Annotated in this window: 24 protein-coding genes and 2 pseudogenes; 8 read left to right on the top strand and 18 right to left on the bottom strand. The window is 42.7% G+C overall.

Features of this window, described 5'->3' with window-relative positions:
* Nucleotides 1-419 precede the first annotated feature (419 nt).
* Nucleotides 420-896 carry a zeta toxin family protein gene (locus tag VIG27_RS00555; RefSeq protein WP_394524326.1) on the bottom strand — a complete coding sequence of 159 codons (477 nt, stop codon included), beginning with the start codon at nucleotides 894-896 and terminating at the stop codon, nucleotides 420-422.
* A gap of 80 nt (nucleotides 897-976) precedes the next feature.
* The gene (locus VIG27_RS00550; RefSeq protein WP_318063293.1) at nucleotides 977-1,156 is read right to left on the bottom strand and encodes a hypothetical protein; all 180 of its coding nucleotides are present in this window, start codon (nucleotides 1,154-1,156) and stop codon (nucleotides 977-979) included.
* A 206-nt stretch (nucleotides 1,157-1,362) separates the two neighbouring features.
* Between VIG27_RS00550 and VIG27_RS00545 the strand changes: the two are divergent.
* Nucleotides 1,363-2,506: pseudogene (locus VIG27_RS00545) on the top strand (IS3 family transposase).
* A gap of 116 nt (nucleotides 2,507-2,622) precedes the next feature.
* Here VIG27_RS00545 and VIG27_RS00540 read toward each other — a convergent pair.
* Entirely contained in the window at nucleotides 2,623-3,054 is a 432-nt protein-coding gene (locus tag VIG27_RS00540; RefSeq protein ID WP_394524321.1) for a DUF4279 domain-containing protein, read from the bottom strand.
* A gap of 15 nt (nucleotides 3,055-3,069) precedes the next feature.
* Nucleotides 3,070-3,687, bottom strand: a complete 618-nt coding sequence (locus VIG27_RS00535; RefSeq protein ID WP_394524320.1) for a hypothetical protein — start codon at nucleotides 3,685-3,687, stop codon at nucleotides 3,070-3,072.
* Between the two features lie 292 nt (nucleotides 3,688-3,979).
* On the opposite strand from VIG27_RS00535, the pseudogene VIG27_RS00530 reads away from it, so the two are divergent.
* A pseudogene (locus tag VIG27_RS00530) lies at nucleotides 3,980-4,480 on the top strand (IS3 family transposase); the annotation flags it as partial.
* Nucleotides 4,481-4,929: 449 nt separating this feature from the next.
* Here VIG27_RS00530 and VIG27_RS00525 read toward each other — a convergent pair.
* Nucleotides 4,930-6,405: a helix-turn-helix domain-containing protein gene (locus tag VIG27_RS00525; protein WP_394524317.1), complete on the bottom strand. Its 1,476-nt coding sequence runs from the start codon at nucleotides 6,403-6,405 to the stop codon at nucleotides 4,930-4,932.
* Between the two features lie 281 nt (nucleotides 6,406-6,686).
* Between VIG27_RS00525 and VIG27_RS00520 the strand changes: the two genes are divergently transcribed.
* Entirely contained in the window at nucleotides 6,687-8,684 is a 1,998-nt protein-coding gene (locus VIG27_RS00520) for an FAD-dependent oxidoreductase (protein ID WP_394524314.1), read from the top strand.
* Nucleotides 8,685-8,766: 82 nt separating this feature from the next.
* On the opposite strand, the gene VIG27_RS00515 is transcribed toward VIG27_RS00520, so the two are convergent.
* The 4 genes from VIG27_RS00515 to tnpA form a co-directional block, all read right to left on the bottom strand.
* The gene (locus VIG27_RS00515) at nucleotides 8,767-9,555 is read right to left on the bottom strand and encodes an AAC(3) family N-acetyltransferase (RefSeq protein ID WP_394524312.1); all 789 of its coding nucleotides are present in this window, start codon (nucleotides 9,553-9,555) and stop codon (nucleotides 8,767-8,769) included.
* Between the two features lie 163 nt (nucleotides 9,556-9,718).
* The gene (gene tnpC, locus VIG27_RS00510; RefSeq protein ID WP_394524308.1) at nucleotides 9,719-11,386 is read right to left on the bottom strand and encodes an IS66 family transposase; all 1,668 of its coding nucleotides are present in this window, start codon (nucleotides 11,384-11,386) and stop codon (nucleotides 9,719-9,721) included.
* Nucleotides 11,387-11,490: 104 nt separating this feature from the next.
* Nucleotides 11,491-11,847, bottom strand: a complete 357-nt coding sequence (tnpB, locus tag VIG27_RS00505) for an IS66 family insertion sequence element accessory protein TnpB (protein WP_394524306.1) — start codon at nucleotides 11,845-11,847, stop codon at nucleotides 11,491-11,493.
* Nucleotides 11,840-12,184 (bottom strand): IS66 family insertion sequence element accessory protein TnpA, encoded by a 345-nt coding sequence (tnpA, locus tag VIG27_RS00500; protein WP_394522700.1) that lies wholly within the window; start codon nucleotides 12,182-12,184, stop codon nucleotides 11,840-11,842. Before tnpA ends, tnpB begins: the two co-directional genes overlap by 8 nt.
* Nucleotides 12,185-12,415: 231 nt before the next feature.
* Here tnpA and VIG27_RS00495 point away from each other — a divergent pair, with 231 nt between their 5' ends.
* The 5 genes from VIG27_RS00495 (at nucleotide 12,416) to VIG27_RS00475 (ending at nucleotide 15,392) form a co-directional block, all read left to right on the top strand.
* Nucleotides 12,416-12,577 (top strand): CorA family divalent cation transporter, encoded by a 162-nt coding sequence (locus VIG27_RS00495; RefSeq protein ID WP_394527354.1) that lies wholly within the window; start codon nucleotides 12,416-12,418, stop codon nucleotides 12,575-12,577.
* Nucleotides 12,574-12,675 (top strand): hypothetical protein, encoded by a 102-nt coding sequence (locus VIG27_RS00490; protein WP_394524303.1) that lies wholly within the window; start codon nucleotides 12,574-12,576, stop codon nucleotides 12,673-12,675. Before VIG27_RS00495 ends, VIG27_RS00490 begins: the two co-directional genes overlap by 4 nt.
* A 44-nt stretch (nucleotides 12,676-12,719) precedes the next feature.
* Nucleotides 12,720-13,406, top strand: a complete 687-nt coding sequence (locus VIG27_RS00485) for a Crp/Fnr family transcriptional regulator (protein WP_394524301.1) — start codon at nucleotides 12,720-12,722, stop codon at nucleotides 13,404-13,406.
* 98 nt (nucleotides 13,407-13,504) lie between these two features.
* Nucleotides 13,505-14,203, top strand: a complete 699-nt coding sequence (locus tag VIG27_RS00480) for a DUF542 domain-containing protein (protein ID WP_394524298.1) — start codon at nucleotides 13,505-13,507, stop codon at nucleotides 14,201-14,203.
* A 1-nt stretch (nucleotide 14,204) separates the two neighbouring features.
* Nucleotides 14,205-15,392 (top strand): MBL fold metallo-hydrolase, encoded by a 1,188-nt coding sequence (locus VIG27_RS00475; RefSeq protein WP_394524294.1) that lies wholly within the window; start codon nucleotides 14,205-14,207, stop codon nucleotides 15,390-15,392.
* 75 nt (nucleotides 15,393-15,467) lie between these two features.
* Here VIG27_RS00475 and VIG27_RS00470 read toward each other — a convergent pair whose 3' ends face one another.
* The 9 genes from VIG27_RS00470 to VIG27_RS00430 all read right to left on the bottom strand — a co-directional run bounded on the left by VIG27_RS00470 (nucleotide 15,468) and on the right by VIG27_RS00430 (nucleotide 25,445).
* Nucleotides 15,468-16,307 carry a YitT family protein gene (locus VIG27_RS00470; RefSeq protein ID WP_394524291.1) on the bottom strand — a complete coding sequence of 280 codons (840 nt, stop codon included), beginning with the start codon at nucleotides 16,305-16,307 and terminating at the stop codon, nucleotides 15,468-15,470.
* 7 nt (nucleotides 16,308-16,314) lie between these two features.
* Nucleotides 16,315-16,914 carry a HutD family protein gene (locus VIG27_RS00465; RefSeq protein ID WP_394524288.1) on the bottom strand — a complete coding sequence of 200 codons (600 nt, stop codon included), beginning with the start codon at nucleotides 16,912-16,914 and terminating at the stop codon, nucleotides 16,315-16,317.
* 2 nt (nucleotides 16,915-16,916) lie between these two features.
* The gene (gene hutI / locus VIG27_RS00460) at nucleotides 16,917-18,194 is read right to left on the bottom strand and encodes an imidazolonepropionase (protein ID WP_394524285.1); all 1,278 of its coding nucleotides are present in this window, start codon (nucleotides 18,192-18,194) and stop codon (nucleotides 16,917-16,919) included.
* A 33-nt stretch (nucleotides 18,195-18,227) separates the two neighbouring features.
* Entirely contained in the window at nucleotides 18,228-20,237 is a 2,010-nt protein-coding gene (locus VIG27_RS00455; protein ID WP_394524281.1) for a urocanate hydratase, read from the bottom strand.
* Between the two features lies 1 nt (nucleotide 20,238).
* Nucleotides 20,239-20,649, bottom strand: a complete 411-nt coding sequence (locus tag VIG27_RS00450) for an aconitase X swivel domain-containing protein (protein WP_394524278.1) — start codon at nucleotides 20,647-20,649, stop codon at nucleotides 20,239-20,241.
* A complete protein-coding gene (locus VIG27_RS00445; RefSeq protein ID WP_394524273.1) occupies nucleotides 20,649-21,848 on the bottom strand; it encodes an aconitase X catalytic domain-containing protein in 1,200 nt (399 codons plus the stop codon). Before VIG27_RS00445 ends, VIG27_RS00450 begins: the two co-directional genes overlap by 1 nt.
* 13 nt (nucleotides 21,849-21,861) lie before the next feature.
* Nucleotides 21,862-23,196 carry an amidohydrolase family protein gene (locus VIG27_RS00440; protein WP_394524270.1) on the bottom strand — a complete coding sequence of 445 codons (1,335 nt, stop codon included), beginning with the start codon at nucleotides 23,194-23,196 and terminating at the stop codon, nucleotides 21,862-21,864.
* On the bottom strand, nucleotides 23,193-24,467 hold the full coding sequence (locus tag VIG27_RS00435; RefSeq protein ID WP_394524267.1) for a hydantoinase/carbamoylase family amidase: 1,275 nt from the start codon (nucleotides 24,465-24,467) through the stop codon (nucleotides 23,193-23,195). Before VIG27_RS00435 ends, VIG27_RS00440 begins: the two co-directional genes overlap by 4 nt.
* A 120-nt stretch (nucleotides 24,468-24,587) precedes the next feature.
* Nucleotides 24,588-25,445, bottom strand: coding sequence for a MurR/RpiR family transcriptional regulator (locus tag VIG27_RS00430; protein WP_394524264.1), 858 nt, complete (start codon nucleotides 25,443-25,445; stop codon nucleotides 24,588-24,590).
* Nucleotides 25,446-25,463 lie beyond the last annotated feature (18 nt).

Genomic DNA, 25,463 nt, shown 5'->3' with positions numbered 1-25,463 from the left:
GTCTCGAACACACCGGTCTTTGTTGTGAGAATCCTTGTAAATCAAAGGTTTCTCGGCCTTATTGAATCAACAATGTCTATGTAAGAATGACTGCTACACAGTTTTTACACTGTTACACATAAAAGCTGGCATTCAGAACCTTATATCACGACCTTATTGACGGGTATAGTATATCATTCAGAATACCAGTTATCAAGACTTATTTAAATACGTCCTCCATTTTTTGCATTTGCTTTGCTTTTGGTATAGTTGCCATTGCTACAGGATTCTTACTCATTAATCCTGACTTAACACCCTGCTTAAACATTCCATACAATATGACACCCACAAACTAACTGTTCCATTAAGTCTTTCAAATTCATATCATCACCTTCTTTTACAGCAAAAAGCCCCTGCAGCTTACACTGTAAGGGCATTTTCTATTGAATATGTTTTTGAAACCAGTCCGGCACATTATGGGAAATACGAACCGGAATTCCATCTTTATAAATGGCAATTCTTCTAAATTTCTCCGTATTGTCATACAAAGAAGCCAGATTGCACATAGGAAGAATCTGCTTAAGATTCTGGAACGTCTCCTGATACCTCTTTTCCACGTCCGCATCTGGGATTCCATGCCCTCCCTTTGATACCCGGTAGGCAATTCTCTCTTTAGCCAGCTCCACAGTATTCACTCCAACATAATACAGTTCAATGGAATACCCCTGGTTCTTCGCCTTTTCTATCGTTTTAAAAATGGTCTTACCGCAGAGAGTTGTTTCTTGATTAAAGGAAATTCCTGCAGACAAACACCGATTTAATTCTTGGACAGCCAACTTCCCGGCTTTCATAACATCACTGGTGACCTTCCAATCCCCAAACGTCTTAAGAATTTCGTCCGTGTTTATTCTGGGCATATGCTGGAATCTTGGAAATGTCTAATATAGTGTTGACTTCCCTGCTCCATTCACCCCTGCAAAAACAATATATTGTTTCATCAAAAACGATTCTCCTCAATTACTTTTCTCTGTCTCTGCTGAAGAACAAGGTCGCTGACCATGGAATAAAACTCCTGCTCTTCTTCCGTTTCCGCACCAAGAATCAACTGCGTTGCCTCATCCGGCTCCAATTTCTGGCACTCTTTATATAACATTTTCAAAGCATCATTCATTAACATGTCATCACTCCTTCCTTGTAAATATATTATAACACAAGCACATAACAGAATACAATGGAACAGTCAAAACAATTACGGTAGGTACTTTTATGCCGCTTCCTCTACAATTTCACCATGAATTACTTCCTGATTCTGTATAGGCTACAATAAATTGGACAGATATTTTAAGGTCATGTAAAATAGAAAGTAGAAAAGGAGTTACGATTATGACCGAAAGAAGAAAGCCTCGTTCCTATACAGATGAATTTAAGCAGCAGTTAGTTCAGTTGTATCAAAATGGAAAAAGAAAATGTGATATCTGCCGCGAATATGATATCGCCACCTCGCTATTGGATAAGTGGCTTAAGCAGTCTGCCACTTCTGGTTCTTTTCACAAGAAAGATAACCGTTCCACAGAACAGCAAGAATTAGTTGAACTGCGTAAATGAAATAAACAATTGGAGATGGAGAACGACATTTTACACCAAGGGTGGGCAGCGCCAAACAAGCAGCGCTGATTTTAGGACGAAAGTAAATGTGATTAGGGCAAATGCTCACAAATACTCTGTATCAGCAATGTGTAAAGTTCTAAACATCCCCAGAAGTTCCTATTATTATGAAGCAACGCAGAAACAACAAGAAGATCGTCTGGCAGCTGAAATCCGGGAGATATTCCGGCAGAGCCGGAATAATTATGGTACCCGGAAAATCAAAGTGGAGCTTTCCAAAAAAGACCTCAGGGTTTCCCGTAGGCGCATTGGGCGAATCATGAAACAGGAGGGGCTTGTATCCTCCTATACTGTAGCACAATACAAACCACCTGTAGAGAAATGCAATGAATCCAAAGTTCAAAACATAGTAAACCGGGATTTCTCCGATCAGCCTCAATATAACGTTGTAGTCAGCAATTTGACCTATGTACGGGTAGGAAACAGCTGGAATTACATCTGTGTGCTTGTTGATCTGTTCAACCGGGAAATCATCGGTTACAGTGCTGGCAAGAATAAGGATGCCCTGCTGGTGAGCAAAGCTTTTTCCAGAGTCAATGTTAATCTGGAAAAAATACAAATTTTCCACACCGACCGTGGAAATGAGTTTAAAAATAAAACTCTGGATGAAACACTTCAGGCATTTCATATTCGCCGTTCCCTGAGCATGAAAGGCTGTCCTTATGACAATGCGGTGGCAGAGGCCATATTTAAAATCATCAAGACCGAATTCGTGAAAGGCCAGGAATATGAGACGCTGGAACAGTTACAATACGAATTATGTGATTATGTAAACTGGTTAAATAACCATAGGATTCATTCCTCACTTGGTTATTTAACCCCTAAAGAATATCGACTTACTAACCTTAAAAAAGTTGTCTAGAAAACTGTTGACAATCCAATTTCTAGTGTATTGAACACTTTGTCAGTATAAAATATCTGTGGAAAGAACGCCAAATGCATTACGGGCAAATTTACTCTCGCTAAAAATAAACTGGATTAGTAGTCCTCCTCATCTTCGTAAGTATATATATCAAACCCGATATCTGCATTAATAGTAGACAGGAAATAAATTGACTCTTTTTCTAAATAAATTGCCGGTGTTTCAGAATTGACCATATGTATAACAACTTCAAAATGTGATTCCATATTATACTCTTCACATAAATCTCGTATAAGTTTCTCCTTACCTCTCAATTTATTTATCATTTTTTTACATTCTTCATCTACAGATTTACTTGTTTCCTGCTCTGTACTTATTTCCCACAAATCACATGCTACTCCAGTATCCCTAGAGCCTTGAGGCCAGTCTTGTTTTTTTCTCGTCCTCGTTGGAACTAATTCTAAAATATTAGTAATTCTTTCTAGATCAGCAAAATCAGAGGACAGACTAAACTCCACGCTCAACAAAGGCATTTTTTTATCATTCATACAAATTTGACCTTTCTATTTATTGTATAATCCTGTTGGAACCTGAATTTTTCCATTTTTACTTTCTAAATAAATCTCACCAGTTTTAGTATCATATTTCATATCATATTTAGCCAGATCTTTGCCAACATACGCTTCTTTTAAATCGTGAGCATCCTTATATCCATGTTTTTGTGCTTGTTTATTAGCTTCCTTGTTGTTTTTATAGGGTTTCCCTGACTTTTTATTATTACCATCAGCTTTACTTTTAAACCATTCTATAACAGCTTTATATACCCAGGTATTATTTTTAACTTCTACACCATCTAAAAGTATTAAACCTGCTGCTGTAACGACAACTGTTCCAACTGTGGGAATAAGCCAAGTACCTGCTGCAATAATTAATGGTAAGGCGTTCGTATTTGCAACTTCCTCTTTTTGTGCGCTGTCAAGAAGTTGTATAAATTCTTCTTGAGTATAATATACGTCATTAATATAAATTCCTTGGTTTGTAACAATAATATTTCCGATGCTTTTTGAATGGGTATCTGTGCTTGGAATAACTGTTTTACTACTTGCATATGCAATAAGATTTGTATTCGTAAATACAATAACAGCCAGTAATAGAGTTAATACTTTTTTCATCTTCTTCATTGAAGTTCTCCATTTTTTGGTAATTAATTAGTTTCATTGTTTCTCATAGATATTGTAGTTACATGGTCACATGTATATTGTACCATATTATTACTCTTATAAATATTTTCGCATTTATCGTGGGGTTTTTCGTCCTAAAGGTTAATTGCAAATATATAATATATTTTATGGTTTTTTACTACATGTTTAGTGTAAAATAAAACTGTAACGAAATGCAATCCAAAAGTGTAACACTCCCTGCATCAAAAAATCCATTGTAACACCGTAAGCGCTATTTTATATAGCGCTTACGTTCAATCAACAACCATATAGAAATATTGTTGTAAGTGACCTAACATATGTCCGGGTCGGCATGAGCTGGAACTACATATGTGTCCTTGTTGACCTCTTTAATAGAGAAATAATCGGATACAGTGCCGGACGCAACAAAACAGCAGACCTTGTAAAACAGGCATTTCAGTCCGTAAAGGGAAATCTGAAAGATATCCAGATATTTCATACGGATCGTGGAAACGAATTCAAGAATCAGACGATTGATGAAACTCTGAAAGCATTTGAAATTCAACGCTCTCTCAGCCATAAAGGCTGCCCTTATGATAATGCAGTTTCAGAAGCAACATTTAAAATAATCAGAACAGAGTTCGTCAGAAACCAGATTTTTAGCAGCTTATACCATCTTCAAATTGAATTGGCTGATTATGTAAACTGGTTCAACAACCACAGAATTCATTCTTCACTGGGATATCTATCACCGGTGAAGTATAGAATGATTACCCTTAAAAAAGTTGTCTAGAAAACTGTTGACAATCCAAAACACTACTTACAATTAACGAAAATAAAGGTAAGTAATGCGACTATGAACATACCAAAGGTCATAAGGTCTTTAAAGTCATATTTCATCCGCACCACCTCCCATCTATGTATGATGGAAGGCCAACGCCCTTGCAGTGACACGATTGTTCCATGTCAATATGGTATTATATCCCTTTTCAATGTACAATTACGTTTCCCGGCAGCAGGCCTTTGTTCTACTCGTCCTACTTGAAGAATGGAACATTAATTATCAAGTTTGTAGCTTTCGATAAATGATTCAAGATCAGTGCCGCGCACCTTTTTCGCCCCAAGTGTTATAAAAAAATATGATAGTATGGACATATCACCAGATTGCTTTCAATTATGTAAATAAATGTTTACTATCATTTAATCTCGCAATTCACACATGACAATTATCTAATATCAGATTTATTCATTGCGGCTTGCTAGAATCCGAAAGGAATAAAGCAGATATTCTCTTTCGTCGGCATCATCAAAATCAAGGCAAAGAAGCTCGGAAATCTTGCTCATCCGGGATATTATTGTGTTTCGGTGAAGTTCTAATTCTTCAGCGGTTCGTACCCAGCTCCTTTCACATTGCAGAAAAACTTTCAAGGTAGGGAGAAGCTGGGTATGATTTTCCTGGTCATAATTTTTAAGCTTGCGCAGTGCCGGATGAATACAGGCAATTACAAAATTCTGATCTTCAATAGAGTGAATCAGTGAATCAAAAGCAACTTCTGAAAAGAGGCTGCGGTTTCCCGCAAGAGCCAGCATAGCCTGTTTTTTCATTTCATATACCGATTCCATACCCTCGAAAACAAAGCTCATACCGTATACGTACCATCTTTTTGTACAGATTTGCTGAATCTGCTGCTGATATCTGCTGTTTCTGGTAACGTTAATGCAGGCAGTAATGTATTCCTTCTCATGGGTTATAATACAATGCTCAAGCAGGTCACTGATCATGGAGAGAGTGGTCTTTGCATTGACAAGAATCTGGGCTGCCGTCTTTTTAAATACCACCACACAATATTCCTCCTTGGGACTCCAGCAGTTCACGGAATAAATAAAACTTTGATATTCCTTTTTTTGCTCGGAACTGTAAAGCATAGAAGAGAAAAAGTTGCTGACCACTTCTTTGTTACTGGTACTGGGTCTCCTGGGACGGATGGTTGACAGCACTTCGTAGATTACGGTGGCAAGCTGCAGCTTTGCCATTTCAAAAGCATCCTTACTGCTGATTAACATCTGGCCGATTACCTCGCCCATGTCATTGACCTGACTGATAATAATGCATTTATTATAGGGCATCACTTCTTCCACATTCTCGATTTCCGTTACGCTACATTTGTGCAGGCTGGTGTAATTATTGAAAAACCAGGTATTTCTCAGCTTTTCCATTACATGAAATGAGGACACTCCCTTAGCAAGCAGCTCGTCCCACACCGGACTTACTGTTCCAGCGCCATATTGTGCTGACATGGCAATTTTCCGCATCTCCATATCAATTAAAAATATTGGGCCAAACAGACTGGTACATTCATCAATGATATTCTGTTCGGGTTCGGCACTCCCTGCGGCAAGGCGCAATCGTTCTTCCCAGTCGTTATAATAGGCAAAAGCACTGCTGATTTCGTTTACAATAACTTCCTGCGGATATCCTAAAAGGCGGAGACTGTCACCGCAATTTGATAAAAGAATCTCCTCTTTATCGGTATTTTCCGACTGAAAACCGACTGAGCTTTGTATCAGCAGGGCTGTCTTATCCACTTCTCTATTATCAGATTTCTGATTACCAGATACTATTCGCAGCTTCTTTAGAACCATACCGCCATTTACAATCTGGACCTCCGGGCTGTATCTTTTCAGCCAATGGGCCAGCATCCACATACTGAGTTTCATTAGAGCGTTCTCCATAATATACGATTCGTACAATGCAGCTTTTGTTTTTTATTACGATAACGTGCAATGCATATATTGTTATTTTTTAGACAATGTAATATGCTAACATTATACCAGGAAGAACTTTTCTGTAAAATAGTAACAATAAAAATTTTCCGGGTCATCGTATAGTTTTTTGATTATTATATCACACGTACAATCCCATTTCTATGAGTAAGGGGAAAAGCAGTAACTAATATTGAACTATTAACAAACTAAAATGAAGTCATGGAGGTCGCCTTATGAACAGAAACACCAAGCATACCCACATTTTCCAGCCAATCCGTGTGGGCAGACTTACACTGAAAAACCGAATCGTAATACCGCCTATGATGCCCTGCCTGGCTACTCCGGAGGGAAGAAGCACTACAGAATTGGCCGCTTTTATGGGAAGGCTGGCCAAATCGGGAGCTGGTCTGGTTTCCTTTGGAGAATCCAGCATAGATATGGACCGGGCATACGATCATATTGCCACCCTTAATCTGGGTTCGGATCTTTTTGTGCCTGCTTTAGCGGTAGCGGTTGAAGAAGTGCACCGTTATGGCGCAAAAGCCACCATTGAGCTTAGTCATGCGGGTGCCCTGGCTTACGAGGTGCTCTTAAATGGCAAAGCCAGAATCTCACCTTCTCCCGCCCCGGATTATATTGCCCCCCTCTATAAAGGACACCGGGTGGAGGAAATGGATCAGGCTATGATCGACCAGGTAAAGCAGAATTTTGTGGATGCGGTGGGAAGATGTGTCCAGGCCGGATTTGATATGGTTTCTATACATAGCGGACATGGCTGGCTGCTTGGACAGTTCCTATCTCCCTCTTTTAATCAGAGGACCGATAAGTACGGCGGCAGCCTGGAAAACAGAATGCGTTTTCCTTTGGAAGTACTGAAAGCAATTCATGATGCTTATGGTGACCAGATTGCCCTTGATATGAGAGTTTCCGGTCATCCGCGCCTGCCTGAGGGAATGCTGCCGGATGAGGCAAATTTTGAGGAACTAATCACTTTCCTGCAGGCAGCGGAGCCTTATCTGGATATGATGAACTTCTCCGCAGGATTTATTCCGGTGCTGGAAACCGGGGAATATATGATTCCCTCCTACCTTCTTCCCCATATGACAAATGCTGAATTTGCGGAAAAGGCAAAGCCACACCTGCATATCCCCATTTCGGTAGCCGGTTCCTTTGTAACGGTGGACGAGGCGGATGAATTCATTGCCCAGGGTAAATCCGATATGGTAGGAATGGGCAGGGCATGTCTGGCTGACAATGAGGTCTTTATAAAGGCAGAGCAGGGCAGGGATGATGAAATCAGGCCCTGTATGCGTTGTGTATACTGCGCGGGCCGTATTCAGCCCCCTAACTTTAAGAGTATCCGCTGTGCTGTAAATCCCCTAATCGGCCGGGAACTGGAATATCCCGATATGCTTTCCATGGCTGCCAAAAAGCGGAAAGTAATGATAATTGGCGGCGGTCCTGCGGGTATGGAAGCCTGCCAGCGTTTAACAGAGCTTGGGCATACCGTATTGCTGTATGAGAAGGGGCCTGAACTTGGCGGCATGCTCCACACTGCTTCGGCCCAAAGCTTTAAGCAGGATCTTGTGCAATATATGAGATGGATGATTCGCCAGACAATGGAATGTAACGCTGAGATTCACTTAAATACGGAAGTGACAGAGCAGCTGATAAGGGAAGTGAACCCGGATGTGGTTTTTGTAGCGGTGGGAGCGGTTCCCCTGTATCCGGCCATTCCCGGAATGACCAGAGAGAATGTGGCATGGGCCGGTGATGTTGATACAAAGAAAGTAAAAGTTGGGGAGACTGTAGTTATCGCAGGCTCCGGTCTGACCGGCACCGAATGTGCAGTTGCACTGGCACAGGAAGGAAAGAAAGTCATCCTGGTGGATATGGTTAAGCCGGAGGATTTCCTGAAAGGCACCAGTGGACTGGTAATCCTGACACTGGTACGCTTGGTACATGAACTGGGGATTGAAATTCATTTCCAGTCAGTAATAAAGAATGTTACAAAGGACAGCGTTACATATTATGATGAGGTGACTCAGACAGAACATACCATCCGGTGCGACAATGTGGTAAATGCACTTGGAATGACCCTTGACAAAGACCTGGTGGAAAGGCTTGGTTCGGTAGTTCCGCAAAGCTATCTGCTGGGCGACTGCTCTGGAAAAGCCCAGAATATCCTGACTGCTGTTTTGGATGGCTTTACCTATTCAAAGAGAATCTAAGACAGAAGCTATCCCCGCTTTTAAAGTGAATTTAATGCGGGGACCGATATATCTGCCAAGGCTTTATAACTGGTATTCTACATTAGGTGAGATTCCACCACTCTTTCGGAATCTCGTCCAATTCCATAAGGCAATTGATTTGATGGGATAAAATATCTTTTGTTACATGATATATCTCATTGGCATCACACAAGATGCAGGCGGCATCCCCAAACATTACTTTTTTTGCAGCTTTTCTGTCATAGAACGCCTGCTCAAGTTTTGTGTAAGCATCTGATATGTGGTCGGTATGGGGGTTGTCATGGCGGTATACGAAGACAGGTTTTAATTGCTTATCCGGCATGACAATTTTAAAATATGTTGGTACCTTGGTCAATCTCTCCGGTACATTTAGAAGTTCTTCCACGCAATGGATGAACGTATTTCTCGCATGTCCCACACCAATGAGCAGAATCTTTCCATTGCGTTGTCTGAGGCGGTCATAGCAGCTGCCCGGTCCGCAGGGAGTTGTCCGGTCCACTTCCCCTTCGATGAAGGCTTTGCTGTCTTTTCCGTAAGCGGCTACACTGTGGGTGGGGTGAAGAGAACGAACGACTCCCGGCCGGTTTCGGAAAAGATTGGGTAATATTCCGACACAGGCCGGTTCCATTGCCGGATCAAATACATTGTAAATTTCATCAATCGTCGCCCAGGTATGGGTGGGAAGAACCAGCAATCCTTCTGAAAAATATTCCATCAGGACATCCAGTACCGTATCCGCACCGCCGTCAACTTCTCCAATCGCTTTCATGGATGAGTGTACAAGGACTGTGTCATTGGGCATAAGACCCATTTTCTCAAGATGTAGCAACAGGTCCTGTTTTTTATACATATTAAAACCTTCTCTCTACTGCAAATATTTTTATAGCACAAACTTCTTTTATCATAATGGAGTTTGTGCTATTTTTCAACCGGCCATTCAATGGATATTTCGTAAATGGTAAATAACCCGTCCAGGTCAATAAGTTCGCCGCCCGATTGGGGCGGCGGTATATTTACCGTGTTTTTAGTTTTCTACATCGATCTGGCAATTCATCTGACCAAGGCATTAATTCTGCCAGTTTGTTTTCTGGAACATTATTCCTTGGATAGTGCATTAACTGTTCTAGCAGATATGAGAAGTACTCATACGGTTTAAGATTATTCGCTTTTGCTGTTTCAGCAATACTATATAAGGCAGCGCTAGCCTCTGCGCCGTTCTTCGAATCGATGATGTGCCAGCTGTGTTTACCAACACAGAATGAACGGACACTTCTTTCTGCATCATTGTTATCAAGAGGTATTTCCGGATCCTCCAGAAATACTCTTAAAAACTGTTCCTGATGGATGGAATAATTAAGAGCACCTGCCAGTTTTGAACTTTTATCCAGTCTCGTTTTACCGGCATACTCTTTTACCCACTCAAAATAAGCATCCACAAGAGGCTTGACTGAGTTTTTTCTATGATCCAGCCCTTCCTCATCGAATGATTTTTCATACATATGATCTACATGATAGATTGCAGCAATTCTTTTTACTGCTTCAGCTGCTATTTTCTGTCCAGATGTGGAAGGGCCGTTTTTTCCACTGGCTTTTACAATCTCAGCGAATCGTCTTCTGGCATGAGACCAGCATCCGGCAACCTTCAGATCATCAGACCGTTCTTTCGCCAGGGTGTGATATACCTGATAACCATCTGTCACAAGAGTCCCTTTGTATCCTTTTAGGAATTCTCTTGGAGCGGCAGTTCCTCTCGTTCCTGGATACTCGTAAAGGAAAACCGGTGGTTTTTCTGAACTGCCAGGTGAATGGTAGACCCACATGTACTGCTTGCTTTTCTCCGGCATTACAAAGGGGGTCTCGTCACAGTGTATATGATGACTTTTCATAATCTCTGCCTTCATCATGTCACGTACCGGGCCAAGATAGTATTGATAAATACGGATCAGCCAGCCGGCCATGTCTTGTCTTGGAATGTTAACATCATTTCTTAAAAACTCTTCAGAAAGCCGGTTTAATGGTACTGCATTGACATATTTGGCGTTAATGATGGCGCCTGCCAGTTCCGGGGTAAGGATGCTGTGACTTAATAAACGCAGAGGAACCTCTGCGCGAAGAATCCCGCCGGTATCATGATTTCCGGCATATACTTTGATGTGATGCTCCAGTACTTCGAAGTGAGCCGGTACATACTTTAACTCTTTGTATATTTCATCTGGCAGATTATGCCATCCCTTGGGGAAATGTTCTGAGAGCTCTTTTTCCGTACGTTCATGTGAAACGACGATAGTATCGATATCCTTCAGATTAATATCACGCTTTCCCTTGGAACGAGGCTTGCGCTTACGAACAAGGACTGTTTCCATATCCAGTTCTTCGGAAATTCCATTCTCAGTCAGTGACTCAGCCTCATTGAAGATACACAGATTTTCAAAGTCAAAAGATAATTGCCCTTCTGTCGGCAGAGTCTTCTCAGATTTCCTGCCAAACCGATTCTGTGTAAGAATGGAGATTTGTTCCTTCATACTTTCAACTTGATGGAGCATCTGCTCATTCTGCTTTTGAATGGTAGTATTCTGCTCCGAAATAAGCTGGAAACTTTCATGCAGCTGCAAGTATAGCATAACAATCATATCTTTAGAGAGATTATTCAGTTCATCCTTAGTAATAGTAATCGTTTCCATAGGATTATTATACCATGAAAAGCTCTGAAATTCAGTATATTTCTGGTGTTTTTTAGCTTTAGGATAAAGGATTTAGCTGTCAAGATACTTTGTATAGTCGGGAGTTAATAGATCTCCGGTTTTACCTTGGATATCATCCTTTTCTGCTCAATGGAAAGCCCCTCCATCAGCCATCGGAATTGCTGGTGGGTAATTGATTGTGCTTCCTGAGTACTGCGTGGCCAGTTTAGATGACCGTTTGTTAGTCTCTTATATAAAAGCAGCCAGCCGTCACCCTCATACAAAAGTGCTTTCATCCGGTCTGTTTTTCTTCCGCAAAACAGGTAAATACTTCCGGGTTCCGTTGGATCAAGCCCAAAAGAGCCACTGATGATAGCTGCCAGTCCATCCACCCCTCGGCGCAGATCCACATATCCAGTACAGATATAAATGTGCTTAAAACCAGCAGCATCATTAAGCATTACGAACCACCTTCAGCACTCTGGAGAGAAGTTCCATTGGAGTTGATTCACTAACTCCCAATATAGTATTTCCAATAGCAATGGTCATTTGATAAGTAGAAAGATTTTCACTTATTGAAACAGGAACAGTTTTTTCCTGGAGAGTCGGCAGTTCAACAAAGCTGTTATGTATCAGAGCAGCTTCTTTTACTTTTCTTAGCCAGTAGTAATAGGCATGACGTGATAGCTGGTGCTGTTCACAGTATTCATTGACGTTCAGACCACTTTGACAACGGTCTTTAATAATTCTGGTCCACTCACTGAGTCGGATCTGGTTGGTTGCAAGTCTTGTGTCCATGTGGAGTTCCTCCTTGAGTTCTGTGTGAAAGTTTGTTAGAAACTTTTTCAACTTTACACCATTATCTCAATTTTATGAGGAATCCAAAAGTAGACGAGTTATTTACCATTTACGATATTTCTGTTTTATGGCCAAAATTCTTTCTTTAAGCCGGAGATCAATCATGTTATAAAAATATGGAATGTGTTATACTACTAATAGATGATACCACTTAACATAAAACCTTAAAACATATGGAAAATTATATTCCCTCCTTATAGCTATGGAAGAAAAGAGATTGCTGATCTGCATCTATCCAATACAAGCTACCGTCTCAACGAGATCATGAATGTGCTGACCATCATATCCACCATCTTTATCCCCCTGACGTTTACTGATGGGTATATGGAATGAACTTTGTGTATATGCCGGAGCTTCGTGTGCGGTGGGGATATGGCACCACATGGGTGGTCAAGCTGGTGATTGCAATTTTCATTTGGTATGATATATGATACAGAAAAAACAAAAGGAATACAAATGCCTGGAAAGGAGATACATGGCACATCATTGCACCTGCTGCAACCAACTATGCACTTCCCGCATCTCACTTTTTGAACCCCTCTCTCTTGAAGAACAAAAGGAACTGATCTCAAAGGCACAGCATCTGGATTATCAGAAAGGGGAAACCATCTTATTTGAAAAGGACCCGGCAGATAAAATCATGGTCATCCGGTACGGCAGAATCAAGATCAACCGCTATTCCATGGAAGGAAAAGAGTATGTTCTTGATATTCTTGAGGAAGGGGAAATCTATGGAGAGCAGAACCTATTTGGCGGCAAAACCATGGAAGCAAACGCCGTTTCCGTGGGAGAAAGCGGGGTGTGTTTGATTTATTTAAAGGATATCCAGAATATAATCTTAAAAAGACCGGAGATAGGAATTAAGCTGTTAAATGTGATCGGCAATAAACTTTCCCTTGCCAACGAACTGGTTCAATTGCTATCCGTAAATGATGCCAAGGCAAGAATCGCTGGATTCATTTTGTTTCGGAGCAGCCGGATCAGTAAAGACACCATTGAACTGACCAGAGAGGACATTGCAGCCTACATCAACGTCCGACGGGAGACCATCAGCCGAAAGCTGGGAGAGCTTCGCAAGGAAGGCGCCATTGCTCTGGAAGGGAACCGTAAGGTGCGGATTTTAAACAAAGATTTGCTAAGAGATATCTTTGAAAATGATTAAAAAAATTTCAAATAGTGATTTAAATCACATTTTATTTTCCCTTGCCGGGTTATACTAACCTTACAAAAACAGTTACAAACTCGAAAGGGAGGAAATAGATGATTACAAATAACATGAAATTAAACGAAATCGTAAAAGCATATCCCAGGGCAGTTGATATCTTTAATGACTTTCATATTGATTATTGCTGCGGAGGCAATGATTTACTGGAGGATGCCTTAAAGCAGCGTTCCATTGATTCCAAAAGTTTTATTGATGTATTGAATAAAAAACTGGAAAAACAGGAAAACATACCTGCTTCGTCAGAAATTTTAGACGTAGACCGTCTTATGGAAATGGAGGTTCCTGAACTCATTGATTACATCATGGATACTCATCATGGAAAGGAACGGACCCTTCTTTCAGAAATTGATGTCCTGGTAAACCGGGTGCTTCTGGCTCATTATACCCATCATCAGGATCAGCTGGTGCCCCTTCACGGACTTTTCTCTGACTTAAAAAAGGAACTGGAGGAGCATTTTGCCAAGGAGGAAAAACTTGTCTTTCCATATATGAAACAGAACTATAATGAGAAAAGCGATGCAGGGTATGTGAAAGAACTGGAAGAGGAACACGATGCAGCCGGAAACCTGATTAAGGAAATTACGGCCTGCACCAATGACTTTACAGTTCCTGATGGAGGCTGTCCCTCTTATCATTTGCTGTTTCAAAAGCTTCATGAGCTGATCAAAGATATTTACAACCATATATTTACAGAAAATTCACTGTTATTTCCAAAATATGAAGGAGGACGTTAAGATGAAAAAACTTGTTAAAAACAATGTCAACTGGGTGGGTATTATTGATTGGGAGCTGGAATCCTTCCACGGGGCGGACTACTCCATTAACCATGGCTCCAGCCAGAATGCCTATCTAATCCAGGAAGAAAAAACCGTGTTGATTGATACCGTATGGAAACCTCATTCCACCGAGTTTATTGATAATCTGGAAAAAGAAATTGATTTGAATACGATTGACTTTATCGTTGCAAACCACGGCGAGATCGACCACAGCGGTTCCCTTCCCGCTTTGATGGAGAGGATACCCAACACCCCCATTTACTGTACCGCCAACGGAGTGAAATCCCTGACCGGACAGTATCATCATCCGGAGTGGAATTACCAGGTGGTGAAAACCGGGGATTCTGTGGACATTGGAAACGGCAAGAAGCTGGTATTTGTGGAGATGCGGATGCTTCACTGGCCGGACAGCATGGCGACCTACTTGACCGGAGATAACATCCTCTTTTCCAACGATGCGTTTGGACAGCACTTTGCCGTAGAGGAATTATTCAATGATAAGGCCGACCAGTGCAGACTTTGGGAAGAAGCGCTGAAATATTATGCCAATATTTTAACTCCCTTCTCTCCTCTTGTAAAAAAGAAAGTGGAGGAAATCCAGGCACTTAACCTTCCTATCGACATCATTGCCACCAGCCATGGATGCATCTGGAGAGATAATCCCTTACAGATCGTGGAAAAATACTATGAGTGGTCCCAGAACTACCAGGAAGACCAGATCACCATTGTTTACGATACCATGTGGGAGGGAACAAAACAGCTTGCCCATAAGATCAGCTCGGAAATTGCAGAGCTTTCCCCTCAGACCAGAGTGAAGATCTATAACATTTCCAAGGCGGATAAAAATGATATTATGACCGAAGTATTCAAGTCAAAAGCCATTGCGCTCGGTTCCCCGACTGTGGGTAACAGCATCCTTTCCTCCGTGGGCGGCTGGCTGGATTTCTTAAAAGAGCTTAAATTCAAAGAGAAAAAAGCTGCCGTATTCGGCTGCTACGGCTGGAGCGGGGAAGGGACTAAGGTGCTTCGTGAAAAGCTGACCGATGCAGGATTTTCGGTGGTTGAGGCGGAAGCCAAATGCCTATGGAATCCACGGGAAGAAGACTTTGAAAGAGCTGCCGGAATCGCAAAAGCCCTTTGTGAATAAAAAATCATTTTCATAAAAAAACGTCGGATGCTCTTTTATTTGAAGGGCATCCGACGTTTTTTCAGATGATTGCTACTATATAAATCCTTTTCCAACCACTTCCTTGGCATCAAGGATGGTCATGAATGCCTTAGGGTCTTCCTCCATTACAATATGTTTCACCTTGGCAAGCTGAGTCAATTGAATGACGCAGTATATCATGTGTTTATCCACTCCGGTGTAAGCGCCCTCTCCGTTTAATAATGTGATTCCTCTTTTTGGGTTTATCATGATTCTGTCCGCTATTTCCTTGTATTTATCCGAAACGATTATAACGGTCTTCTTTCGGTTGAACCCTTCCAGTACATTATCAATGACAAGATTTGCAATGTATCTTGCCAGTATCGTATACAAGGCTATATTAAGATCAAAAATAAAACCTGCGCAAATAATCAGGACCCCATTGAACACCATGTCAACCGTACCAATACTGACTCCCACGTACTTATTGATTATTTTCCCAAGGATGTTCATGCCTCCAAGCGCTCCGTCATGACGTAAAGCGAGACCGACACCGCCTCCCAGGATCACACCTCCGAAGATAATTGCAACAATGATATTGTCAATGGGAAGTGAAATCCCCTCCGTAAGATATAAGAACACGGAAACCGAGCTGATTCCGATTGCACTTTTGATTGCAAACATGGGACTGATCAATTTTATTCCGATGACTACAAAAATAATATTAAATAAAAAAGAACAAATCGGGATACTTGTTCCAAGGGAATAGTGCAATAGCAGTGCTACCCCGTTGAACCCTGTACTCAACAACCGGTACTGGGTATAAATGCTGTTTGTGGCAAATGCAAATAAAAAACTTCCCAGCAAAATGCAGGCAATGTCTGCCGCCAGTTTCGTGTTCTTTTTATTCTTCATCACAATCTTAACCATTGAACGCAATACAGCATAGTGCCAAAAGCGTATTTTCTTCCTTTCTGGTAATCTTTAATTTGCATCCGGTCTCCCTGATTTGATTGAGGACCAATGCTTCTCCGTTGCATAGGAAACACTCTTTCCCACCAAATGTTACGTTTAACCTTCCTTTGATCAGATACAGCACGTAATGGTTTTCCGGCTCCAAAACAAACTCTGCTTCCCCTTCTTCCATCGGAAGGATACGAACCTGCCCTTGTGCACTCTTTTGAAACATCAGATTAAAATCTTTGCACTGGCCATGGCTGATAATTGGAACTTCTCCTCCAAACAGGAATGGTTTTAAAGGTTTTAGCGGAATCAGGGGGAGTTGTTTTTCCCGTTCCAATTCCATACTCCCTTCCAGAACGGTTAAAATCCGGTCATAATTCTCAAGCCTTGTAAAACGGGAGGTCTCCGATAATACAGTGGCCGTGCTGATGCGGTACAAAAAATCCTGGTCCGCGTATTGGGCTGTTTCGGGATAAATATAAATCTGGGTCGTATCCCCGCCGCTCCAGGCGGTTGTCTTAAAATCCGTTTCTTTTAATATTTTTATATTGGCATCCATAATCAGCTTTCTTCTTTTTTATAAACCAACTGTCCATTTTTTATGACCGTATGAACAATATTTTTAGCAGTATGATAGATTAAAAACCGGTAATCCGGATAATCCAGTAATACCACATCTCCTTGTTTTCCTGCTTCCAGAGTTCCTATTTTATCCCCCCGTTTCAGGGCGCACGCCCCATTGATGGTAAGGGCGGTTATGGCCTGGGGTAAGGTCATTCCCATTTTTAAAACGGCCAGGGAAAGCATTAAGGGAATGGAATTGGTAAAGCAGCTTCCGGGGTTGAAATCCGTGGCTAAAGCAATCCCGCATCCGGATTCTATCATTTTCTTTGCCGGAGCAAAGGGTTTATTGAGGCAAAAGGCGGTACATGGCAGCACGGTTGCAACGGTTTCACTTTCTGCAAGTGCTTGGATGGACTGCTCTGATATCATCAATAAGTGGTCTGCCGAGGCAGCCCCCAGTTCTGCGGCAAGGGCTCCGCCTTCAAGATTATATATCTCGTCTGCATGAATCTTGAGTTCAAACCCCATGTGCTTTGCTTTTGTTAAAAGGCTTCTGCTCTGCTCTATATCAAAAGCCTCCTCTTCACAAAACACATCACAAAATTCGGCCAGGTTCTCTTCCTTTATCCTTGGCATTACAACATCAGCCATGTAACGCACGTAGCCGGCAGGATCATCTTTGTATTCCAATGGTACTGCATGGGCCCCTAAATACGTGGAGACAATCTCTATCGGATGGGTTTCATTTAATCGTTTCATTGCCCGAAGCTGTTTTTGTTCGCACTCCAGATCCAGCCCATAGCCGCTTTTTCCTTCTACCGTGGTAACGCCCTGGGAAAGCATGTCATTTAAGCGGTTTCTTCCATCTGCGGCAAGCTGGTCTTCCCCATAGCTTCTTGTTGCATTTACCGTACTTTGAATACCGCCGCCTTTTCTCATAATGTCCAGATAGGACACACCGGACAGTCTTTCCATAAACTCCACTTCCCGGTATCCTCCAAAGATAAAATGAGTATGGGAGTCCACAAATCCAGGCAAGGCGGCTCTTCCTGCTCCATCAATGACCGGAATATCCCCTGGAATCTGCGCCAAGCTATCGGCACCAAGTCTTTGCAGAACCTCTTCATTCGGCCCAAGGAATACAATGGTTCCTTGTTCCATATAAATACTGGCATTTTGCAGCACTTCTATCTCATCCATCTCTTTGCCCTTTTTTATATGGCTGCCTTTTGGTGTAACAATCTGGGAACAATTATACAGCAATAATTTGTTCAACAAATCCCCCTCCTTTCCATCCCTTTTTCCTGACTATTGGCAAAAGGTTTTTTCTACCGCCTGTTTTACCAGATCCTCATCAGCCACATGAGGAATGGTGATCATTGCCTGCCCCTCATAGGTTTTGTTGAACTGAACCGAGGTTTCGATTGCATGTTCATTTCTTGCCCAGCTTCTTCTGGCAACGCCGCCCATCACATCCCAAATCATGGCGCTTTTAATAATTTCATCAATCCTCTCGCTTCCATCCAATACCAGGCCGAATCCACCGTTAATGGATTTTCCGATTCCAACTCCGCCGCCGTTATGTAAGGCCACCAGGCTCATTCCCCTTGCTGCATTTCCAACATAACACTGAACGGCCATGTCTGCCATCACATTGCTTCCGTCTTTGATGTTGGAGGTCTCACGGAATGGGGAATCCGTACCGCTTACATCGTGGTGGTCCCTGCCTAACATAATAGGACCAACTTCTTTGTTTCTTACCATTTCATTAAACCGGAGGGCAATGTTTTTCCGTCCTTCGGCATCCTGATAAAGGATTCTTGCCTTGGTTCCCACCACCAGCTGGTTTTTCTTGGCATCCCGTATCCAGTTGTAATTATCCAAATCCTGATACCTGCGGTCTTTGTCAATGCTTTCCATTGCGGCCTGATCGGTCTTATCTAAGTCTTCCTCTTTTCCGCTTAAGCACACCCAGCGAAATGGCCCGTAGCCGTAATCAAATAATTGGGGGCCCATAATATCTTCCACATAAGAGGGGTAAATAAATCCGTCCTTATCGTCAATTCCATTTCTTGATACTTCCTTTACCCCAGCATCAAATACGGCTTTTAAAAATGCATTTCCGTAATCAAAGAAATACGTTCCGTTTTCCACACAGGCTTTCACTAACTCTATATGTTTTCTTAAAGTTGCATCTACCATTTCAACAAAACGTTCCCGGTTCTCTTTTAACAGTACCGTCCGTTCTTCAAAGGTAATGCCCTGAGGACAGTAACCGCCTTCATGTGCGGCATGACAGGAGGTCTGGTCCGACAGCAAATCAATCTTCACGTTATGATCCACCGCATATTGGAGTAAATCAACAATATTGCCATGATAAGCAATGGAAATGGATTCTTTCTTCTCCATATATTCTTTTGCCAGCTGAAAAACATACCCCAAATCAGAGGAGGCTTCCTTCACCCAGCCCTGATCCAGTCTTGTTTTGATTCTGGATTCATCCACTTCTGCAACAATTCCCACTCCGCCTGCAATCTCAATGGCTTTCGGCTGTGCACCGCTCATTCCTCCAAGACCGGAGCTTACGAACAGCACGCCGCTTAAATCCTTGTCATTGGCAATTCCAAGCTGCTGTCTTCCTGCATTCAGCAAGGTATTGTAAGTACCATGGACAATGCCCTGGGGTCCAATGTACATCCAGCCGCCTGCTGTCATCTGCCCGTAGTTGGCAACTCCCATCTCTTCGGCTACTTCCCAGTCGTCCGGATTATCAAACATACCAATCATCAGTGCGTTGGTTATGGTGACCCTTGGCGCATCTTTTTTGGAATGGAACAGTCCCAGAGGATGGCCCGATTCCAGTACCAACGTCTGCTCATCGGTCAACAGTTCCAGATACTGCATGGTCAGACGGTACTGCATCCAGTTTTGAAATACACTCCCTGTCTCTCCATAAGTAACCAGCTCATACGGATACAGCGCAACCTCAAAGTCCAGATTGTTATGAATCATCATCTGAAACGCTCTGCCTTCCAGACAGTTGCCTTTGTAGTCGTCTATGGAACCGCCTTTGATGCTTCCTGCCGGACGGAAGCGGTAGCCGTAAATTCTTCCATAGGTATACAGTTCATTCAAAAATTCCGGAATCATTGTTTCATGAAGATCCGGATGAAGGTAGCGCAGGGCATTTTTCAGTGCGGTTACGGTCTGATCCTTTGTCAGGCGGAAGCCTCTGGAGGGTGCCCTGCGGATTCCTGGTTCAAATTCCGGCATTGGAGGCAATGTATCAATAGTCATATTCCTGTTTAATGGTGTCATCTCAGCGTTCTCCTTCCCATGTGATCCGTCCCTCGGTAGCATTTAGGGTGATGATATCTCCGTCTTTTATGGTTTCATAGAATGCCGCTTCTGCTTTATCCACAAGAGGAGCTTCCATAATAATTGCGCTTGCTACCAGAGTGGTATCTGGATTTTTAATAATCATTCCCTTTGGTTCCATTCCTGTCATCTTTAACTGATACATACCATCTGCCTGAACCACAGAGCTTCCTTTTCCGTTAGGGAAAACCAAAATTTTATTTGCAATGCACTGACCATAAAGGCAATGCTGTTTCTCAATCACCACACCCGTTTTCGGGTCCACCAGATAGAAACAGAAATCATCCTTTGATATTAAAACTTCACCCGTCACAATTCCTTCCGATATTTTATGGCATTTAAACTCCTGCATCAGATTTCTCCTTTCAAAGCTGCTTTTACGGAATCTTCCAGACTGGCTATGACAAACTGCATGTCACGGCGTTTGGTATAATAGGCACATTTGGGGGAATCCGTCACTCCCTTTTTTCCGTAAAGGAAATGCCAGCTTGGCTGGTCCATGCAGGTATCTGCCATTAAATGACCGCCTGCCTTTTCTATGGTCTCACGCAGCCCCATCTGGGTTGCTAAATTCCTGGTGGACGCGCTGCACATAATGAAAAGGGGGACTGCCAATTTGTTTCCTTCTACAATTTCAGCCACTTTTGTAATCTGATGAATGGTCAGGTGAGGACAGCCAAACAATGCAAAATCTATCTTACCGCCGGCATCGGTCAAATCTTCTCTCATCTGTTCCAGATCTTTGTTTGTGATCACTACTTCTTCCTTTGGAACTTCTCCATGAAATGCGGCTTCTGCCGTTGGTGCTTCTGGGGTAAATCCCACGATGTGGTATATGGCAACATTTCCTCCGGTATTTAACTGTGCACCAAGATTCATCAGGGCTTCTTTGGAAGGATTATGAATGCCGGTAAAAACAGGAATCTTAAATCCGGTAAATTTCGGCACCACATATCCAAGCATCTGGTAATCGAAATCACTGTTTAAATCTGCTTCCACCCGTACCAGCACTTCTCCTTTCCGGTTTTCATCAAGCAGGTAGCCATAATACGGGGTCACACCTGTAATGGCGGAACAGAGTGCACTTTGGGCCGCTTCCCGGTTGCTTCTTGCCCCATAAACCGAGTTGACAAAGGGTGTGGCACTGGATTCGGAGAAGGAAATCACTTCTCCAAATCTTGGAACATTATGCTCTAAATAAGGGGTACAGTCATATGTCATAATGGCACCCAGTTTGGTATAAGCCGCATGGGTCCTTTTTACAATTTCTTCATCCATTGGAGAAATGGTTGTAATCTCTTTGAATTGTTCTAAGTGAAAGCTGGGGTTTACCGTAGGGGGCACCGCACATTTTGCCCCCAAATTGACCAGCTTTTCCGCAAACCATAAGTCTGCCTCCTGATTGCTTAATGCCACATGGGTCCTTGTAACAGGCACCATGTAAGGAGCATCAAAGGACTCTCCCACCGCCACCAGTATTTTCATGGCTAATTGGGTGCCTGCTCCCATTTTCCCATCCAGCATATCCTGTTCTTTTTTTGTCAGCTGCATCCTAGGACTCCTTTCATTGATAAAAACGGCTCATGGTATCTTTTACGCCTTTGATCACATCTTCTTCTTTTTGTTTTGCCAGCCTACCATGGGATACGGTGAAATCTCCATTGACTACCACATGCTTTATGGCCGTTGGTTCCATGGAATAAACAATGTTTGGAAGCATCTGTTCCAGTTGTTCATTCATTGGCTGCATGGAAAAATCGTTTAAGTCAATGGATACAAAATCTGCTTTTTTCCCTTCTTTGATTTCACCAATCGGCAGATCCAGAATTTTCCCTCCGTTGACGGTCCCCATGTCAAAGCTTTGGTGATAATTCACACACATGGCATTGCAGGTACTTGCCTTTTGGAGAATGGATACCATCCGCATCTCCTCGAATACACTGATCCGGTTATTGCTGCATGCACCGTCAGAGCCGAGGCCGATGGTAACTCCTGCTTCCATCATAGCCGGAATGTTGGTGATTCCATCGGCTAAAAACATGTTGCTGGAAGGACAATAGGCCAGAGAGGCACCTTTGGCTCCAAGAAGTTTTATTTCTTCTTCTTTTAGATAAACACCATGGACGATCATCATATGCTCATCCACCACTTCTATGGAATCCAGATATTCAATCACAGTCATCCCATTGTGTGCCAGCCTGCATTCTTCCACCTCAAAGGGTTCCTCTGCAACATGGATGTGAAATTTTGTTCCCAATTCCTTTGCCAGGCTGTGACCTGCTATAATCATCTTGGGGGTTGCCGCATGGAGGCTGTGGGGAGCCGGAACAATGTTTACCATGTCATCTTCCTTGTATTTGTAAAACAGATCTCTGGTATGGGTGACCGCCTCATCAATTGTCTCCACATATCCCTTTGGTGCACCCTCCCAGTCATACATGGTCCTGGCGAGAACCAGCCGGATTCCAACGTCTTTTGCCGCCTGTATGACCGCTTCATCACTTTCCGTTCCAAAATTGTGTAAATAAAAGAAATCACATACTGTGGTGACTCCACGCTTCATCATCTCGGCAAAAGCAAATAAGGCTCCATGATAGATGTCCTCCAATGTCATCCCCTTAGAGAACTTATAAAGAGATTCATCTCTCCATTCTAAAAACGGCCGGTCTGCTGCAATTCCCCGAAGGAGACTTTGAAAGCTGTGGTTATGAACATTTACCGTTCCGGAAACAATCACCTGGTCTTTCCATTCTATAATTTCATCAATCTGATCTTTGTACTGTGCCTGCAGGTTTGATACAGGTTCAACGGCTTTGATGGTATCTGACTCCACCAATATCCCGTAATCCCGGTAAAATGCTCCATTATAATGAACAATTTCAGCTTTAAACAATTTCATTCAGCCATCTCCTCATCTAAAATCAGTACTGCCTGCAGCATTGCATTGGCACATGCTTCAATGTCTCCCGGAGTGGAATACTCTTCTTTGCAATGGCTTTTTCCGTCAATGCTTCTGACAAATATCATTCCGCTGTCCGCTATGACTGCAACATTGGAAGCATCATGTCCCGCCATGCTGACCAGCTGCACCGGAGGGAATCCTGTCTGCTCGATTCCCCGGCTGACCGCACGAATCACCACATCACTCATAGGCTGTGCGGGCTGGTTTAAGATAATGCTCCTATGTATTTTTACTCCTCTTCGGGACTCTATTTCTTTCATTCTTTCATTGATCTGATGCTGCAGCTTTATCTTTTTTTCTTCATTGGATATCCTTACATCCAGAATCATTTCAGTGTGATCAGGAATGATATTGGCTTCATTTGGCAGGTTTTTGATATAGCCAATGGTTCCCACGATGTCTTTATCCTGTAATTCCAGCAAGATAGCTTCCATTGCAAGTGCTGCCTCACATGCACCCAGCAAGGCATCCTTTCGGCTGTCCATCATGGTGGTCCCTGCATGGTTTGCCTCACCGGTTACGGTTATCTGCTCCCGGTAGATTCCTGTAATGGCAGAAACACAGGCGACCGGTAAATCCATCTTCACCAGCCGGTTTCCCTGTTCGATATGGCACTCAAGATATGCCCCGATTTCCTCTTTGCCCGGTATCTCCCCCCACTTTTCAAGGCCGCCTCCAAGTCTTTGAATCCCTTCCACCAGATTTTCTGTTGTATCTCTATGGGAATAATTCATGAGCTGGTCTTTTTTTATCCTTCCTGCCAGGGCTTTGCTGCCAAGGGTGGAGATGCCGTAAGGGTTGGGCTCCTCTCCGGTAAAGGAAACGATCATCAGAGGATGCTTTAGTGTGATCTTTTGCTCTGCAATCGTCTCTGCAACCTCCGTTGCCATCAGGACCCCGAGAGCACCGTCGTACTTTCCTCCGTTTGGAACCGCATCGTGGTGAGAGCCGAGAACAATGGCCTTTTTATTTCCGCCGTTTTCCACATGGAGCCACATATTTGCAATGCCATCCACAATTGTTTCCCGGTGAAACACTTCTTTCCAGTACTCCATCAGCCACTTCCTGGCAAGTAAATCCGCTTCGCTTCCCAAGGCCCGGTCAATGCCTCCTTCCGGATTTTCACCAATGGTTCCTAATGTTTGTACGTTTTTTATTAAGCGATCAATATTTATGTTATTCATGGGTTTCTTTTTTATTGGTTTCATTCTCCTTTTATAAAATGTGAATGTTTTCATTCATGGCAGGATATAGAAAAACACTGTAAATCCCTGATCCTATCTACAGTTTTTTTCATCCTTATTCCAAGCAAAACTCGGTTTCGTCCTCTAACGGTAAAACACGCCGTACTTATTGTCGTAATTCTCGATCATTTCCAGTCTTTTATCCAAATCAGGAATCTTCTTTGACACATCCCGCAGGGTCAGATTAATAAAAGCCATGGGGGTGCTGTATAAATCAAAAATGGAGGTGGTTGTAATGGGTACAACAATGGAGGGGATCTCCGCCTGTATGGTGGGCGATACTCTTCGGTCGGTCAAGGCATATATAGAAAAGCCTTCCCTCTTCAGTTCCACTAATTTTTCCACCAGTGCTTTGGAGTACCTTGGAAAGCAGGTGGAAATAATCAATGTTTGCTCCCGGTTCTCCAGATAAAAACGATTCCAGCCATTGGAATCCGGTGTCACGATCTCCACCTGATCCCTTAACTTATCCAGCAAATATTTCATATAGGGCAGTAAGGTTGCAGACATTCTGGCTGAAACAAGGAATATCTTTTCTGCTTTTACAATGTCATCCACCATCTTCTCATAAAGCCTCCCCCCTAAAATGGAGGTCAGCTCCCGCATGTTGCCTGCCTCTTTCAGCAGAATGTCATCCACCTTTTTTTTGCCCGATTTGGTATAGTGGTAGCGTTGAGGGGCCGTCAATTCCTCTGTCACCATCTTTTGGAGATGTTTATAAAAATCACTGTAGCCTTTAAATCCCATTACCATGCAGAATCTGGAGACACTTCCCTGGCTCACACCGCAGTTTTTAGCAACCTCCTCAGCCGTCATAAAGATGATTTTCCGATATTCTTTTTCAAGATAAAATGCCAGCTTTTTATAGGTCTCTGATTCGCTTGCGGCCTTGGCCATCGCATGAAACAGCTCTTCAATGTTTGAGTATTCTGTTCTCTCCATAGGGGGTCCTCTTTTCGT

This window comes from Lacrimispora sinapis, from assembly GCF_043633585.1.
Lineage (GTDB): Bacteria > Bacillota > Clostridia > Lachnospirales > Lachnospiraceae > Lacrimispora > Lacrimispora sinapis.
The sequence above is the reverse complement of the archived record's forward strand: the minus strand, read 5'-3'. Positions and strand labels throughout refer to the sequence as shown.